Source organism: Myxococcus sp. CA040A (genome assembly GCF_013336725.1).
Lineage (GTDB): Bacteria > Myxococcota > Myxococcia > Myxococcales > Myxococcaceae > Myxococcus > Myxococcus llanfairpwllgwyngyllgogerychwyrndrobwllllantysiliogogogochensis.
Genome location: NZ_JABUMR010000002.1, coordinates 1,144,523 through 1,161,648, shown reverse-complemented (window position 1 = coordinate 1,161,648; position 17,126 = coordinate 1,144,523). Strand labels below are relative to the sequence as shown.

General features: G+C 68.3%; 3 protein-coding genes (1 of these 3 cut by a window edge). All 3 read right to left on the bottom strand.

Annotated elements, in window-relative coordinates; all coding sequences use genetic code 11:
* Nucleotides 1-4 precede the first annotated feature (4 nt).
* On the bottom strand, nt 5-1,357 hold the full coding sequence (locus HUA75_RS47705; RefSeq protein ID WP_371746093.1) for a Tox-REase-5 domain-containing protein: 1,353 nt from the start codon (nt 1,355-1,357) through the stop codon (nt 5-7).
* Nucleotides 1,358-1,721: 364 nt separating this feature from the next.
* Nucleotides 1,722-2,510, bottom strand: coding sequence for a DUF4336 domain-containing protein (locus tag HUA75_RS11320; protein WP_174486360.1), 789 nt, complete (start codon nt 2,508-2,510; stop codon nt 1,722-1,724).
* 39 nt (nt 2,511-2,549) lie between these two features.
* Nucleotides 2,550-17,126, bottom strand: the 3' portion of a protein-coding gene (locus HUA75_RS11315; RefSeq protein ID WP_174486359.1) for a non-ribosomal peptide synthase/polyketide synthase. The gene runs 3,579 nt beyond the window's last position; only the last 14,577 of its 18,156 coding nucleotides appear in the window; its start codon lies off the right edge, out of view; its stop codon occupies nt 2,550-2,552.

Below are 17,126 nucleotides of genomic sequence, written 5' to 3'. Positions count from 1 at the left end.
CTCGTCAAAGGGCCTGGGTGTGCAGGACCTTGATTCCTTCGAGGCGTGCGTTCCTCAGGAGTTCTCGGATGGCATCGGCTGCATTCTTCTCAGCGACGTGCCACTGGATTCGAATGCCCGTGCCACGTACCCGCTTGAGCTGTCGGTCTGCCTGGTCAATGAGCCCCTGTGCACCCGACGACGTGAACCACGCCTTCGGGTCCAGGCCTTCGAAAAACCTGGCATAGCCCGGCCCCTTCGCCTCCAGGAGCACGTCTTTTTCGAAGCCATCGAACTTCACGCCTCCACTGTCCTTGCCCACGCCACCGACCCAGTATGCCTCGTCGGCGGAATGCCCCGTAATCTGTTCCTGGTAGCGCCGGGCACGCAGGGACATTGATTCCTTGGCTGGCCCCCACTGTCCGGGCCCTTCGGATGGTGCGCCGCCCGTCGCCGCCGTGCTCGCCCGCTGGACAATGATGGCCGCTCCAGGCCCACCGCTCAGCACCGCCGCCGCGCGTCCCACCGGCACCGCGACACGCCCCATGACAAGCCCCCCTTGTGCCGAGAGCGACAGCACTGGCACCTCGGCCGTAGCGAGCGTCGCACCTTGCAGCGTGCGCGGTGCGGCAGACGCCGTACCCCAAGTGGCGATGAGGTTCGTGACCAGCTTGGAGACGGCCTGAATCTGCTCACCCCTCGGCATGTACTGGAAGCGCTCCAGGTACTCGGGCGACGAGGCCAGCAGCGCGGCCACGGCGGCAGGCATCTGTCGCAGCGCCGCGAGGTTGTCGGCTGGCGACGTTGAGAAGAACTGCCCCACCGCCAGCGCCAGCCCGACGAATGCCTCTTCGGCCCCATCCAGCGAGCGGCTGATGACGTCGGCATCGTCGTGGACGTCCGCGATGGCGAAGCCGTTGACCTCCCGCAGCTCGTCGTCCAGCAAACGGAAGACGCCCGTGCGCCCATTGTAGAAGCGACCCAGTTCGAAGCCGTGCGCGCGGAAGGCCCCATCTTTCCACCCCACTGGAGCCACTCGCTGCTGAGTCCTGCCACTGCGCACCCAGGCCAGGCACCCGTCAGGCCGGAGCACTGCCAGATGATTGAAGCGCTCTACCCGCTGCGCCAACTCGGCGCGTGACACCTCCCCCGTGTCGAGCACTTCGCGCAGCATGAACCCCACCGCGACTCGGGCCGGAAACTGCCCCAGCGTCACGTCCTTTCTCAGCAGCGTCCCCAAGAGTCGTGCTGCCTGGGCTGGAGTGAGCAAACCGCCCACCACCGGGCGCTCGTCTCGGTCCTCCAGTCCCGCGCCGCGAAGCAGCGCATCGAACGCATCGTTCCGCGCTCCCCGATGTCCTCGCGGTTCGCGCGCCACCAGCACTGCCCCCTCCTCTCGTAACGAGTGGCGGTAACGCAATGGCCTGGAAGTATCCGTCTCCTCCCCTTGAGGCTTCCGGTCGGCCTGCTCGAGACCATCATCCCCCTGATCTCCCGGCAGCGCGGCACGCTGCTGGAAAGTTCCCCTGCGAGTCGAGGGTTCAATTCCAGCGCATCCCGTGACGAAGAGAGCGGCGCACAGTATCCAGAGGCCAGCACGCATTCTTCACTCCCATGCCTCCCACCAAGGAAGACAAGCGGACTGAATGCTGGCATTCCTGTCTGACAAGACGGCGGGGAACCGACAGCGAGGCGGAACCTTACAACATCATACCGCAGGGGCTCGATGACGTAGATGAGCGTCAGCGCAGCCAGGCGAAGGCGCGCTCGAGCTGGGCCACCGCGTCGTCGAGATAGCAGTGACCATGCGCCAAGAGCACCCGCTGCGGCTGCCATCCAAGCATCCGCTGATAGCAGGCACGCGCTTGAGGCTTTCGTCCCCAGGCTGTCGCCTGCACCTCACGAGGTGTCTGTCCCGGCCACATGGTGCCACCGAGGGTGAGCAGCCACCGGAAGCGAGGCCGGACGCGCTCCTTTTCGAGGGCCATGACCATGTCCGCCAGGATCAACGTCGCGGAGTCCTTGTGGAAGAACACGACCTCTTCGACGAAGCGACTCCCTCGGAAGACGAGCTGTTCGAAGTCATTCGCCCAGGCCTCGGGGGCGCCATCCTGGAGGTCGGCGTCGAACGGAACATCGAGCTTCTGCGAGCGTGCACGCTCACGAACTCCCGGCGAGGCCCAGACCGTCGCGTGCGGGTAGCGCGCCTTCCAGGCCGGGATGGCCGCGTAGTGAAACCTGTTGGGCGAGACGAGATGCTCGACACTCCCGAGTGCATCGACTTCCGCGAACAGCGCGGGGGTTGGCGCCGTGGGAGACCAGAGCCACAAGCCGCCCGAGCTCAGCCGGATGATGACCATTCGGGTGGGGAACGGCAGGGACACCGGGCCAACACTCATCTTGGCGACGGGCCCGTCCACCCACCAGAGTCCTTCGGCGAGCGGCTTGAGCGTCGAGAGTGGACCATAGGGACGTATCCCATCGGTCCACTCGCTGAGTTCGTGGGCGCTCTCGCGGTTTCCAGTCGTCATGGCCCTGTCATAACAACTCCGGGACGACGTGCACTTCGACTATGTGCCCGCGTCCCGGTCCTCGGCAGCCTCTTCGTCCCCGAGGACGCGCGCCAGTCGCGAGGCCAGTGCATGAACGTACGGCGCTCGCAGCACGCTGTAGTGGTCACCGGCGACGTCCTCCAACTGGAGCTGTTCCTGTGGGACCCAGCGCGACCACCCATGGCTCGCGTCCACGGCCCGCTCGCGCCTCGCGTCCTTCGCGCGGAGAAGCAGCATGGGCCCGGCGTAGGGTCCTGGACGATACGTGGACAGTGCTCGGAGGTTTGCTCGCGTCACGTCTCGCCAGGCTCGAAGGTCGGTGTCCCGGACCTCGGGAGGCAGCCAGCCGGCGACACGTGCATGTTCGGCGAATCGGGCGAGCTGCCCGTCTTCCGTGAGGCCCATGAGCAACTCCGGACGCAGCGTCGATTCCGACCCCGCCGCACGCGCCAGATCCATCGCCATGCCCGTGAGCAACAGCGCGTCCTCGGGCACGGTCATGAGGGATTCGTCCCCTGGAGCGAAGCTGTCGAGGAGCACGAGTTGTTCCACCCGCTGCCCCTGTCGCTCCAGTTCACGCGCCATCTCGAAAGCGATGACGCCACCCATGGACCAGCCGCCCAGGATGTAGGGACCCTCCGGCTGCACAGCGCGCATGGATGCGATGTAGCGACGAGCCAACGCTTCCACCTGCTCCAACGGCGCCTCGTCTCCGTCCAGCCCAGGCGCCTGGAGCCCGTAGAAGGGCCGCTCCGTTCCCAGCGTGCGCGCGAACAGCCGGTAGGGGCCCACCGCGCCCCCCACCGCGTGAACGAAGAACAGCGGCGTGCCCGAGCCCTCCGCCTGCAACGTCACGCAGTCTCTGACCGCGCCACCCGCGCGAGTCCCTTCCAGCCAGGACGCGAGCTGTTCCACCGTGGGTGCCTCGAAGAGCGCGCGCAATGGGACGTCCACGCCGGTCCGCGCGCGCACCCTCGCGACCACCTGCGTCACCAGCAATGAGTGCCCGCCCAGTTCGAAGAAGTCGTCATGGATGCCGACCTTCTCGACGCCGAGGACCTCGCTCCAGAGGGCGGCGAGCTGCTGCTCCGTGTCATTGCGCGGCGCCTCGTACCGGTCCTGCGCGGCTCGGGTGGTATCCGGCACGGGCAGCGCACGGCGATCCACCTTGCCGTTGGCGGTGAGCGGCAGGGCTGCCATCACCACGAACGCGGAGGGGACCATGTACTTGGGGATGCGCTCCTGGAGGAAACCACGCAGGGCGAGGGGCTCGGGCCCCGCCTCCCGGCGTGGCACGACGTAGGCCACCAGTCGCTTGTCGCCGGGGACGTCCTCGCGCACCAGGGCCACGGCCTCGCGCACCTCCGGGTGCTGGTGCAGCGCGGACTCCACCTCGCCCAGCTCGATGCGCAGGCCGCGGAGCTTCACCTGGTCGTCGACGCGGCCGACGAAGGCGAGCTGCCCATCCGCCCGCCAGCGCACCACGTCGCCGGTGCGGTAGAGACGCGCGCCGGGCTCGGTGCTGAACGGGTGCGGGATGAAGCTCTCCGCCGTCAGCTCCGGACGGCCGAGGTAGCCGCGCGCGAGCTGCACCCCGCCGATGAACAGCTCACCGGGCAGGCCCACGGGTACGGGCTCCAGGCGCTCGTCGAGGACGTACACCCGCACGTTCGTCAGGGGGCGGCCAATGGGCGGCGGCTGTCCCTCTTGCGGCGCGCACTCGCGGAGCGTCGCCACCACCGTGGCCTCGGTGGGGCCGTAGGTGTTGAGAAAGGTCCGGCCCGGAGCCCAGCGCGACACGAGCTCGGCCGAGCAGGCCTCACCGCCAGAGATGACCGTGCGCAGCGCCGGCAGCTCTTCAGCGGCGGTCGCCGCCAGCACCGCGGGGGTGAGGCTGAGGACGGAGATGGATGAGCGCCGCAGCAGCTCGTGCAGCGCCGGCCCTGGCATGGCCTGCTCGGTGGTGAGGACATGCAGGGTGCCGCCCGCGGTCAGCGTGCTGAAGACCTCCTCGACGGAGAGGTCGAAGCTGGGGTTGGCGAACTGGAGGACCTTGCTGGACGGCCCCAGGGCATACGCCTGCTTCTCCCAGTGGACGAGGTTGCCGACGGAGCGGTGGGTGATGAGCACGCCCTTGGGCTGGCCGGTGGAGCCCGAGGTGTAGATGACGTAGGCGAGGTTCTCCGCCATCACGCCGGAGACGGGGGCGTCCTCTCGCTGGCGGGAGAGCTCGGCCGTGTCGACGCACACGGTGGCGCCGGAGAAGGAGGGCAGGCGTGCCGCGAACGGCTGCTGAGTGAGGAGCACGGTGGCCCCGCAGTCCTGGAGCATGAAGGCCAGACGCACGGGAGGCTGCATCGGGTCGAGTGGCACGTAGGCGCCGCCGGCCTTGAGGACGCCGAGCATGCTCACGATCAGCTCCGGCGAGCGCTCCATGCACAGGGCGACGCGGACCTCCGGGCCCACGCCCAGGGAGCGCAGGTGCCAGGCGAGCTGATTGGCGCGGCGCTCCAGCTCGCGGTAGGTGAGCGCGCCGGAGCTGGACTCGATGGCCACCGAGTCGAGGTCGCGCGAGGCCGGGATGACCAACTCGTGGAGACAGGCCTGATGCGGGAAGGCGGCCTGGGTGCCACTCCACCGCGACAGCAGTTGCTCGCGCTCCTCGCCGGGCAACAGCGAGCAGGTGGCGAGCGGCGCATCCGGGCGGGCCAGCACGGCCGAGATCAGCACCTCCAGGTGCCGCATCATTCGCTCGGCAGTGGAGGCGTCGAACAGGTCCGTATTGTACTCGAGCCGTCCCTCCAGGCTCCCGTCCTCGACGAAGCCCATATCGAGGATGAGCTCGAACTTGGCGTTGCCAGGGTTGAGGCCAAGGGGCGACAGCTCCAGGCCCGCGTGCGAGCTCCGCGGCTCGCCCAGGGCATGCAGTTCGAACATGACCTGGAAGAGCGGTGAGCGGCTCAGGTTGCGCTCGGGCTGGAGCTCCTCGACGAGCTTCTCGAAGGGGATGTCCTGGTGCTCGTAGGCAGCCAGGGTGTTCTTGCGCACCTGGGCGAGCAGCTCGCGGAAGGTGGCACGGGAGTCGATGCGGGCGCGGAGGACGAGTGTATTGACGAAGAAGCCGATGAGCCCTTCGAGCTCCGCGAAGCGGCGGCCGGCGATGGGCGAACCCACGCAGACATCGTCCTGGCCGGAGTAGCGGGCCAACAGCAACTGCCAGATGGCCAGCATGCCCATGAAGGGCGTGAGTCCCTCCTGCTGGCAGAGAGCACGCAGCGCCTCGGTGGACTCGCGACGGATGCGGATGGGAACGGCGGCCGCGCGTGCGGAACCATTCGAGGAGCGAGGCCTGTCGGTGGGCAGCTCCAGGGCCTGGGCGGCCCCTGCCATTTCCTGGCGCCACCAGGACAGCTGCTTCTCCAGGGCGTCGCCCTGCAGCCAGCCGCGCTGCCAGGCCGCGTAGTCCGCGTACTGCACCGGCAACTCGCTCAGCGGTGACGGCTTCCCCGCCGCATACGCCTCGTAGAGCGCCACCACCTCCCTCACCAGCACCGCTGTCGACCACCCGTCCGACACGATGTGGTGCAGCACCACCACCAGCACGTGCGACTCCGCTGACAGCCTCGCCAGCGTCACTCGCAGCAGCGGCCCACTCTTCAGGTCGAAGGGCCTTGCGACTTCTTCACCCACCCAGCGCAGCACCGTGGCTTCATCCTCGGACAGCTCGACTCGCTGAAGCTGGAACGCTGTCGGAGGCTGGATGACCTGAACGGGAACACCACTCTCGTCGGGGAAGCAGGTGCGCAGGCTCTCGTGACGACGCACCACTTCCGCGAAGGCTCGCTCCAGCGCCTCCACATCGAGCGGCCCATCCAACCGGAGTGCCGTCGGAACGTTGTACGCAACGCTCCCCGGTTCGAGTCGATCCAGGAACCACAGTCGCTGCTGCGCGAAGGACAACGGCAGCGCGCTCTTCCGAGGCGAAGGTCGCAGCGCGGGCAACGAGACGGCTCGCGCGACCTGGTCCACCTTCCTCGCCAACGCCTCCAGCGTGGGCGCCTCGAAGAGCGCTCGCAGGGGGACTTCCACTCCCAGCGACGCACGCAGACGGGCCACCACCTGCGTCGCGACGAGCGAATGCCCACCCAAGGCGAAGAAGTCATCGTGTCGCCCCACCCGCTCGACTCGCAAGACCTCTGCCCAGATGGAAGCCAGCGCCTCCTCCATCGGCGTGGCGGGCGGGACATGCGCGGCTCCCGACACCATGGCCCCGGACTCGGGCACTGGCAGCGCTCGACGATCCAACTTTCCGTTCGGCGTCAGCGGCAACACGTCCAGCCACATGAAGGCCGAGGGCACCATGTGCGCCGGCAGACGCTCCTGGAGGAACCCTCGCAACGCCCCCACTTCCGTCGCCTGCCCCGAACCCGCGAGGACGTACGCGACCAGGCGCTGGTCTCCAGGCGTATCCTCACGGGCCACCACCACCGCATCCTTCACCGAGGGATGCTCGCGCAGGACCGCGGCCACTTCTCCCGGCTCCACTCGGAAGCCGCGCACCTTCACCTGGAAGTCAGAGCGGCCGAGGAACTCCACCCGCCCATCCGCGAGCCACCGCACGCGATCCCCCGTGCGGTACATCCGCGCTCCCGGCACGGCACTGAACGGGTCTGGACCAAACCGTTCCGCCGTCAGCTCGGCGCGCGACAGGTAGCCACGCGCGACTTGCGCACCTCCGATGAACAGCTCGCCCGGAACACCGACTGGCACCGGCCGAAGCTCGTCATCGAGCACATACACCCGCGCATTCGCCAGGGGTCGACCCAAGGGCACCGTAACCTGTCGTGTCGACGGACCCGCATCCGCACGAGCGGGCGTCGAGTGAGGCGCAATAATCGCCTCGCCCGTATCAACCCCACCCGCGAGCACCCCCACCGTCGTCTCCGTGGGGCCGTAGTGGTTGAACACCTCGCACTCCGGGGCCAGGGCACGCACCTGCTCCAGCAACGCCCAGGTGGAGGACTCGCCTCCCAGCACCAGTCTCTTGCGCGGAAGCACCCGAGCCGGAGCTGGCGCAGTCAACAGCGCGGAGAGATGCGCGGGGACGATCTTCACGCAGTCCACGCCGTGACGCTGGAAGTACTCCGCGACTCCCACGGGATTCCCCGCGCGCTCCGCGGTGAGCACATGCAGCACACCACCCGTGCACAGCGCGGGGAACAACACCGTGTTCCCCAGGTCCGCGCCGAATGTGGACACCAGCGCGAAGCTGGAGCACTCGCTCAACCTCAACCGCTCCGTCGCGGCCTGGACGTAGTTGACGAGCGCGCCATGCGACACGGCCACGCCCTTCGGACGCCCGGTGCTCCCCGACGTGAACAACACGTACGCCAGATTCTCCGACGCACCTCGATGGTCCGGAGCATCCACTCGCTGGAGGGCGAGCTGCTCCGCCTCGGTGTCCAGTTGCACTCGCCGCGCCGCACAGGCCTGGAACAAGGCCGCGTGACGTGACTCCGTCACCACCACGGGCGCGGCGACCTCCTCCACCATCAGGCACAGGCGAGAGGCGGGCTGCGACGGCTCCAGCGGCACATATGCACCACCCGCCTTCAGGACACCCAGCAACGCGACCACCAGCTCCGCGCTTCGCTCCAGACACAGCGCCACCGGGACGTCCGGTCCCACGCCCAAGGCTCGCAGATGATGCGCGAGCTGATTCGCCCGAGCATCGAGCTGCCGATACGAGAGCACCGTCTCCTCGCAGCGCACAGCCGGCGCGTCCGGTGTGCGAGCCACCTGTCGCTCGATGAGCTGGTGCGGCAGCGCGGCCTCGAACAGGGCATCAGCGGTCGCGGTGGACCAGGACTCCAGGACGTGTCGACGCTCGGAGGCCGTCATCAGCGGGAGCGCGGCGAGGCGCTGCTCCGGGTTCGCGGTGATGGACTCCAGCAAGACCTGGAGGTGGGAGACCATCCGGGCCGCCGTGGACTCCAGGAACAGGTCCGAGTTGAACAGCAGCGTCCCCGCGAAACCCTCGGCCGACTCACTCAGGTTCAACGACAGCTCGAAGCGCGCGGACTCCGTGCCCTCGGTCGGCACCGGCTCCAACGACAGCGCGGGCAGCTCCAGGGCCTCCACCGGCGCGTTCTGAAGGACGAAGAGGACCTGGAACAGCGCGGTGCGACTCAGGTCGCGCACGGGATGGAGCGCTTCCACCAGCTTCTCGAACGGAAGGTCCTGGTGCTCGTAGGCGCCCAGCGTGGTCTCCCGCACCTGGGCCAGCAGCTCATGGAACGTGTCCCGAGGCCGTGCCTGGGCTCGCAGGACCAGCGTGTTGACGAAGAAGCCGATGAGGCCCTCGGTCTCCGCGTACCTCCGGCCCGCGATGGGCGAGCCCACGCTCACGTCTTCCTGACCCGAATAGCGCGCCAGCAACACCTGGAACGCCGCGAGCAACACCATGAAGGGCGTGGCCCCCTCGGCGCGGGCCAGTGCTCCGATGGCGTCGCTCAGCTCCCTCGAAAGTCGCACCGGCACCGTGGCGCCCCGGTGCGACAGAATCGCGGGCCGTGGACCATCCGTGGGCAGCTCCAGGTGGGGAGGTGCTCCCGCCAGACGCTTGCGCCAGCCGTCGAGCTGCGCTTCCAGTCGATCACCACTCAGCCACTCGCGCTGCCAGCGTGCGTAGTCCGCGTACTGCACCGGGAGCGCGGCGAGCGGTGAAGCACGGCCCTCGGAGAAGGCGACATAGAGCGTGCTCAACTCGCGCACCAACACGCCGAGGGACCAGCCATCCGCGATGATGTGGTGCATCACCAGCGAGAGCACATGCACCTCGGGCTCCAGCCGCGACAACGTGGCTCGCACGAGCCACTTCTGCCCCAGGTCGAACGGACGCAGCGAGTCCTCGACAGCTCGACGACGAACCTCTGCCTCTCGCTCCAGCTCAGTCAGTTGACCGAGGTCTTCCACCGCAAGCGGGAAGTCCGCGGGAGGGTGGACGACCTGAACGGGCTCGCCCTCATGCAGGGCGAAGGTGGTGCGCAGCGCCTCATGCCGCGCCACCAGCGCGGAGAACGCTCGCTGGAGGGCATCGAGGTTCAGCGCACCTTCCACTCGAAGGTGGATGGGGATGTTGTAGGCCGCGCTGCCCGGAGAGAGCTGGTCGAAGAACCACAGTCGATGCTGCGCGAAGGACAACGGCGGCATCCCCGTGCGCGGCAGCGCGACCAAGGGAAACGCCTCGGACGACGGACCTGCTTCGCGTGAGGAGTCGATGCGCGCGGCCAGGGCTTCGAGCGTAGGTGCTTCAAAGAGCGTGCGCAGCGGGAGGTCCACGCCGGTCAGCGCGCGCACTCTCGCCACCACCTGCGTCGCCAGCAGCGAGTGCCCGCCCAGTTCGAAGAAGTCGTCCTTCCTCCCCACTCGCTTCGCGCCCAGCACCTCCGCGAAGACTTCCGCCAGCTTCGCTTCCATCCCTTCTCGCGGCGCCTCGTACTCCTCCACGGCCTGCGTCACGTCCTCCGGTGCTGGCAACGCCCCGCGGTCTACCTTCCCATTCGCCGTCAGCGGCAGCGCCTCCAGTACCACCACCACCGTCGGCACCAGGTACTCCGGCAGCTTCCTCCGCAGCCCTTCCTTCACCACGCTGGCGTCCAACCCCGTCCCCACCACGTACCCCACCAGCTTCTTGTCCCCCCGCTCCTCCCTCACCACCGCCACGGCTTCCTTCACCCCCACCTGCTGCTTCAGCCCCTCCTCCACCTCCCCCAACTCAATCCGGTATCCCCTCACCTTCACCTGGCTGTCTCGACGGCCCAGGAACTCCAGCACGCCGTCCCCCCGCCACCTCACCACGTCCCCCGTCCGGTACAGCCGCGCGCCCTCTCCAAATGGGCTCGGCACGAAGCGCTCCGCTGTCCACTCGGGACGCCCCACGTACCCCTGCGCCAGCCCCTCTCCTCCCGCGTACAGCTCTCCCGGCACTCCCACCGCCACCGGATTCATTCGCGCGTCCAGCACGTACACCTCTGTGCCTTCCACGGGCTTCCCAATCGGAATGCCTCGCGCTCCTGCCGCGGCCTCTCCCTCCATCCGGTACGCCGTCGTGAAGGTCGTGTTCTCCGTCGGCCCATACCCGTTGATGAGCGTGCCTCCCTGCCGCAGTCGCTCTCGGACTCGCTGCGCCGGCAGCACGTCTCCTCCCGCCAGCACCTGACGCACGCCCTTCAGCGCTTCCGGCTGGTACGCCTGCATCTGCTCGAAGAGCGCCGCCGTCAGCCACAACGACGTCACTCCACGCTTCGTCAGCTCGCGGCCCACTTCCTCCAGCGACACTTCCTTCGCCGGGTACACCACCAGCTTCGCCCCGTGCAGCAACGCGCCCCATACCTCCAACGTCGACGCGTCGAACGACACTGGCGCCAGTTGCAACCACACTTCGTCCGCGCCGAAGCGCGCGTAGCTGGCTCCCAGCACCAGCCTTGCCACTGCCCTCTGCGGCACTCCCACGCCCTTCGGCGTCCCCGTGCTTCCCGACGTATACATCACATACGCCAGGTTGCCTCCGCTGCCTCGGAGACTCGGGTTGCTTCTCGGCTGGCGCGCAATCGCGGAGCCCTCTCCGTCCACGCTCACCACCACGTCCGCGCTCTCCGCCACTTCCTCCACCTGCGCGTCCGTCCCCACCACCACCGCCACTCCCGCTTCCCTCTTCATCCACCTCAACCGCTCCGCCGGCACCCCTGCCTCCAGCGGCACGTACGCCCCTCCCGCCTTCACCACTCCCAGCACCGACACCACCCACTCCACCCCGCGCTCCACGCACAGCCCCACCCTCACCTCGGGGCCTACTCCCACCCCCTTCAGGTGGTGCGCCAGTTGGTTGGCTCGCTCGTTCAGCTGCGCGTACGTCAGCGACTCCTCGCCGCACTCCACCGCCACCGCGCCCGGCGTCTTCTCCACCTGGGCTTCGAAGTGGGCTGCCAGCGTCTCGTCCCCGCGCGCGCCTCTCTTCTCTCGCCCGCTCCACTCGCGCACCAGTCGCCGCTGCTCCTCCGCCCCCACCAGCGGCACTTGCCAGACCTTCTTCTCCAACCCCTCCACCGCCCCCTCCAACACCACCCTCACGTGCTCCACCAACCTCGCCGCCGTCCCCTCCTCGTACAGGTCGCTGTTGTAGTTCAGCGACACCCCCATCCCCTCCGAGTCCTCCCCCACCAGCAACGAGAAGTCGAACTTCGACGTCTTCGTGTCCGTCTCCAGCCCCTGCAGCACCAACCCCTCCCCCAGCTTCACCTCCACCCCAGGCGTGTTCTGCAACGTCAACGACACCTGGAAGAGCGGACTGCGGCTCATGTCCCTCCGCGGCACCAACTCCTCCACCAACTTCTCGAACGGCACGTCCTGGTGCGCATACGCACCCAACGTCACCTCCCTCGCCCTCCCCACCAATTCCCGGAAGCTCTCCTCCTCGCGGACTCGCCCCCTCAGCACCAACGTGTTCGCGAAGTACCCAATCAGCCCTTCCGTCTCCGCGTGCGTACGTCCCGCTATCGGAAACCCCACCACCACTTCTTCCTGCCCCGCGTACCTCGCCAGCACCACCTGGTACGCCGCCAGCAACACCATGAAGGGCGTCGCTCCCTCCCTCCGGCTCGCCTCCTCCACCTTCCTCCACAGCTCCTTCGGCCACCGCCTCTCCAACATGGCCCCTCGGAAGCTCTGCACCGCCGGCCTCGGCTTGTCCGTCACCAACTCCAGCGCTCTTGGCGCGCCCTCCAACTGCCTCCGCCAGTACTCCACCTGCTGCTCCAGCACCTCCCCCTGCAACCACCCTCGCTGCCACTCCGCGTAGTCCGCGTACTGCACCGGCAACTCACCCAGCGGTGACGGCTTGCCTGCCGCATACGCCTCGTAGAGCGCCGCCACTTCCCTCACCAACACCTCCGTCGACCACCCGTCCGACACGATGTGGTGCAGCACCACCACCAGCACATGTGCTTCCGCTGACAGCCTCACCAGCGTCACTCGCAACAGCGGCCCCACCGACAAGTCGAACGGAAGCAACACGGCTTGCTCCACGTGACGACGTGCTTCGGCCTCACGGCGATCCTCGGGAAGCCCTTCCAGATCCACGTCGTGCAACACCACCGGTGACTCCGGCGCGACGATCTGCACGGCGACGCCGTTCACACTTCGAAATGTGGTGCGCAGCGCTTCGTGACGCCGAACGAGTTCCTGGAACGTCCGAGCCAACGCATCCCGGTTCAACGGCCCCGTCATCCGCACCGCGCCAGGCACGTTGTACGAAGCGCTCAACGGCTCGAGCTGGTCCAGGAACCACAGGCGCTGCTGCGCGAAGGACAGCCTTGGAGGCTGACTCCTGTCTTCCCTCGGCACCAGCGACGGCGCCACCTGCGCAGCCCCCGCTCGAATCAGTCGATCCACCCGACTCGCGAGCTCCGCCACGGTCGGGGCCTCGAACAGCTCGCGCAGCGGCAGCTCGATACCAAACGCACTCCGCACCCGGGAGATGGCCCTCGTGGCCAGCAGCGAGTGGCCTCCCAGCTCGAAAAAGTGGCCGTACAGCCCCACCCTGTCGAGCCCGAGCACCTCCGCGAAGAGCCCCGCCAGCAAGTCCTCCGTCGCGGTGCGCGGCGCCACATAGGCACTCACGCCCTCGCGCCCCGCATCCACCACGGGCAGCGCCTTGCGGTTCACCTTGCCACTCGGCGTCAGCGGCAGCGCGTCCAGCGTCACGAACGTGGACGGCACCATGTACTCGGGCAGATGTGCCCCGACATGCGCGCGCAGGGCCTCCCGCTTCGCCCCCTCCGGCTCCGAGAGGACGACGTACCCCACCAACCTCCTGTCCCCAGGAACATCTTCACGCACCACCACGGCCGCATCGCGAACACCCGGCGCGGCACGGAGCGCTGCTTCCACCTCGCCCAATTCGATGCGGAAGCCTCGCAGCTTCACCTGGCCATCCAGGCGGCCCACGAACTCCACCGTCCCCTCCACCGTCCATCGGGCCAGGTCTCCCGTGCGGTACAACCGGGCGCCAGCCTCCTCGCTGAACGGATGCGGAACGAACTTCTCCGCCGTCAGCTCCGGCCGACCCACGTACCCGTGCGCCAGATGCGCGCCACCGATGAAAAGCTCGCCCGAAATTCCCACGGGACAGGGCTGTCCCCATGCATCCAACACATAGAGCTGACAGTGCGGCAGCGGCGCGCCGATGGACGGAAGACGCGGCCACGATGAAGGCGCCCCCCGCAACCGGTGCGCGGAGACGACATGCGTCTCCGATGGCCCATATTGATTCTCCAGCACGCACCCGGGGAGACGCTCGAAGAACGCGACCAGCGAGGGCGTCACCTGGAGCTGCTCACCCGCGGTCACCACTTCGCGCAGCGCTCTGGGCACCGTCGGGCTCTGGACCGCGACCTCCGCCAGGGCTTGAAGCGCCACGAAGGGCAGGAAGAGGCGCTCCACCGCGTGCCTGTCCAGGAACGTCAGAAGCGCTGACAAATCCTGACGCACGTCCTCCGAGGGCAGCACCAACGTGCCACCGGCCCACCAGGTGGAGAACATCTCCTGGAAGGACACATCGAAGCTGAGCGCCGCGAACTGCAGCGTCGTCGCCGTGGGATTCACGGACCGCTCGAGCTGCCACGTCAGCAGATGTGACAGCGCACGATGCGACAGCGCCACGCCCTTGGGCCGCCCCGTGCTGCCCGACGTGTAGATGACGTAACACGCCAACTCCGGAGGAACCTCTCGAGCAGGAGCCCGGGTCGGCTGACGCGCCAGTGCCTCGGACTCCAGGTCCATGAACACGCGGCGCGCACGCGAGTCCACCGGCAACACCGTGCCAAGCCGGGAGTGACTCAGCACCACGACGGCGCCCGAGTCCTCCAGCATGAACGTCAGTCGCTCCGCCGGATAGCGCGGATCCAACGGCACATACGTGGCCCCCGCCTTGAGCGTGCCCAGCACGGCGACGGCCAGGTCCAGGCTCTTGTCCAGACACAGGCCCACCTTGCTCCCGACGGAAACTCCCAATTCCGCCAGGTGATGCGCGAGCTGATTCGCCCGAGCCTCCAGCTCCGCATAGGTCAGCGCCCGCGTCCCATCGGTGACGGCGATGGCCTCGGGAACCCGAGCCACCTGGGCTTCCACCGGACGGCCCACCGCCACGGGCACATGTGCATCACGCGCCAGGGGATTCCACTGGGTGAGGACCTGTCGTCGCTCCTCCACGTCGAGCAACGCCAACTCCGACAACGGCCGCTCCACCTTCTCACGCAGCTCGCGCAACACGTGACGCAGGTGCGCCAGCATCCGCCGCACCCCCGTCGCGCCGAAGCGCCTGGCGTCATAGGTCAGCCGAAGCACCAGCTCGTGTCCCGGCAGCGCCATCAACGTCAGCGGGTGGTGGTCCACCTCCATCGACGTGGGGTTGCGCACCACCAGCTCATCCGACGGCGTGGAGAGCCCCGCTTCCATCGGATAGTTCTCGTAGATGACAAGGCTCTCGAACAGCGACTCGCTCGAAGGCACCTCGCTCCAGCGGCGCACCTCCACCAGCGGAGAGGACTCGTACTGACGCGCCTCCTGCAACCACGACTGCAGTTCCTTCAGCCACGGCCCCACGGGCCGTGAGGCGGGCATCCGCACGCGCACGGGGATGGCATTGATGAACATGCCCACCATGCTCTCGATGCCAGCAAGCTCGGGCGGCCGTCCGGAGACCGTCAGCCCGAAGACCACGTCATCGCCGCCGCTGTAGCGCCCCAGCAGCACCGCCCAGGCGCCCTGCAGCAACGTGCCCGGTGTGAGCCCCTGCTGCCGGGCGAAGGCGACGAACGCCGACGTCTCCTCCGCTCCCAGCCGCACCTCCTCGTCCCCCCGCTCCCCCTGTCCCCGAGGCACACCTCCCACATTCAACCGCGTGGGCTCCGCGAAGCCCACGAGCGCCTTGCGCCAGAAGTCCCTCGCGGCGCCCTGGTCCTGCCCCTCCAGCCACGCGATGAAGTCCCGGTAGGGCCGGACATCTCCCCGCGGCGGCGTCACTCCACGCCGAAGCGCCTCGTACCGGGTGAACACATCCCGCGTCACCAACTGCGTGGACCAGCCATCCAGCAACAGGTGCGTGACGCTGAACACCACGCGCCAGACGCGCTCGTCCGTGCGAAACAGCGCCAGCCGGAACAGCGGCGCGACGGAGAGTTCAAACCCGCGCCGACGGTCCGCCACGAAGAAGGCCGACACCCGGGCCTCCAGTTCCTCCCGAGGCACCGTGCGCCAGTCCTCCACGGAGACGGTGGGCTCCACGTCGCGCATCACCGCCTGCAGCGGCGCGTCCAATCCCTCCCAGAAGAACGCCGTGCGCAGGATGGTGAAGCGCTGTGCCGCCTGCCGCCACGCCTCCGTCAGCGCCGTCACGTCGAGCACGCCATCCAGCTCGAAGGCGATCTGGTTGAAGTAGGGCTGGGTCTCGTCCTCCTGGAGGTGGTGGAACAGGATGCCCTGCTGCAACGGCGACAAGGGATACAGGTCCTCCACGTCGCGAAGCCGCTGTCCCTGGGAGGCCAGCCGGTCCGCGAGCCCCTCCAGCGCGCCCTGCCCCAGCTTCGCCAGGGGGAAGTCCAGAGGTGACAGTCCACGCGGGTCCTCGGACGTCCCATGCGCGATGAGTTCCCGCAGGGCCGCTCGCAGCGCGTGAGCCAGCCTCTCCACGGTTTCGGTCCGATGAATCCCCGAGCCATGGGTGAACATCAGCCGCATCCGGCCGCCGCTGACGGCGCAGTCCACGTCGAGCAGGTGCGCGCGCAGCCCTTCTGGTGCGTGCGTGGGCCCCGCCGAGCCCTCCGACAAGCGCAGCGGCGCCGTGGCGGGCAGCACGTTGTCGAACTGCCCCAGATAGTTGAACCCCACCTCCGGCACGGGCAAGGCGCTCAGTCGCTCGCGCAGCGCCCGGTCCGGCGACAGGTAGCGCAGCACACCGAACCCCACGCCCTTCGACGGAGTGCGCCGCACGGCCTCCTTCGCCGCTCGCACCCACGCCCCGGGCCCATCCCCCATCGACTCCACCAGCACCGGGTACAAACTGGTGAACCAGCCCACCGTGCGCGAGAGGTCCACCTCTCCGAAGAGGTTCTCGCGCCCGTGCCCCTCCATCTCCACCCGCACGCACGACGCCCCCGTCCAGCGACGCAGCACGTGCGCGAGCGCGGCCAGCAACAGCTCATCCGGCTTCGCGCGGAACGCCTTCGCCACGTCCTGGAGCAACACCTGCGTCTCCCCGGGCTCCAGCGTCACCTCCACCAGACGCGAAGCACCCTCCGTGTTGGCGGCGCCTCCCTCCACCTCACGGGGAAGCGAGCCCACCCGCTCCCAGGGGAGCCCGAGCCAGAAGGTCGCCTCCTCCCTCGCGGACGGCGTGCGCGCATGCTCCACCAGGCGCGAGGCCCAGGACTGATAGGACAGCGTCTTGGCGGGAAGTCGCACGGGCTCGTCCGCGCGAAGCCGCTGGTAGGCAGACAGCAGATCCTCCAGCAGCACCCGCCACGAGACGGCATCCAC

What these genes read in the sequence shown, in the direction of transcription:
- HUA75_RS11320 (WP_174486360.1), bottom strand. Translation starts at nt 2,510, where the DNA reads ATGACGACTGGAAACCGCGAGAGCGCCCACGAACTCAGCGAGTGGACC.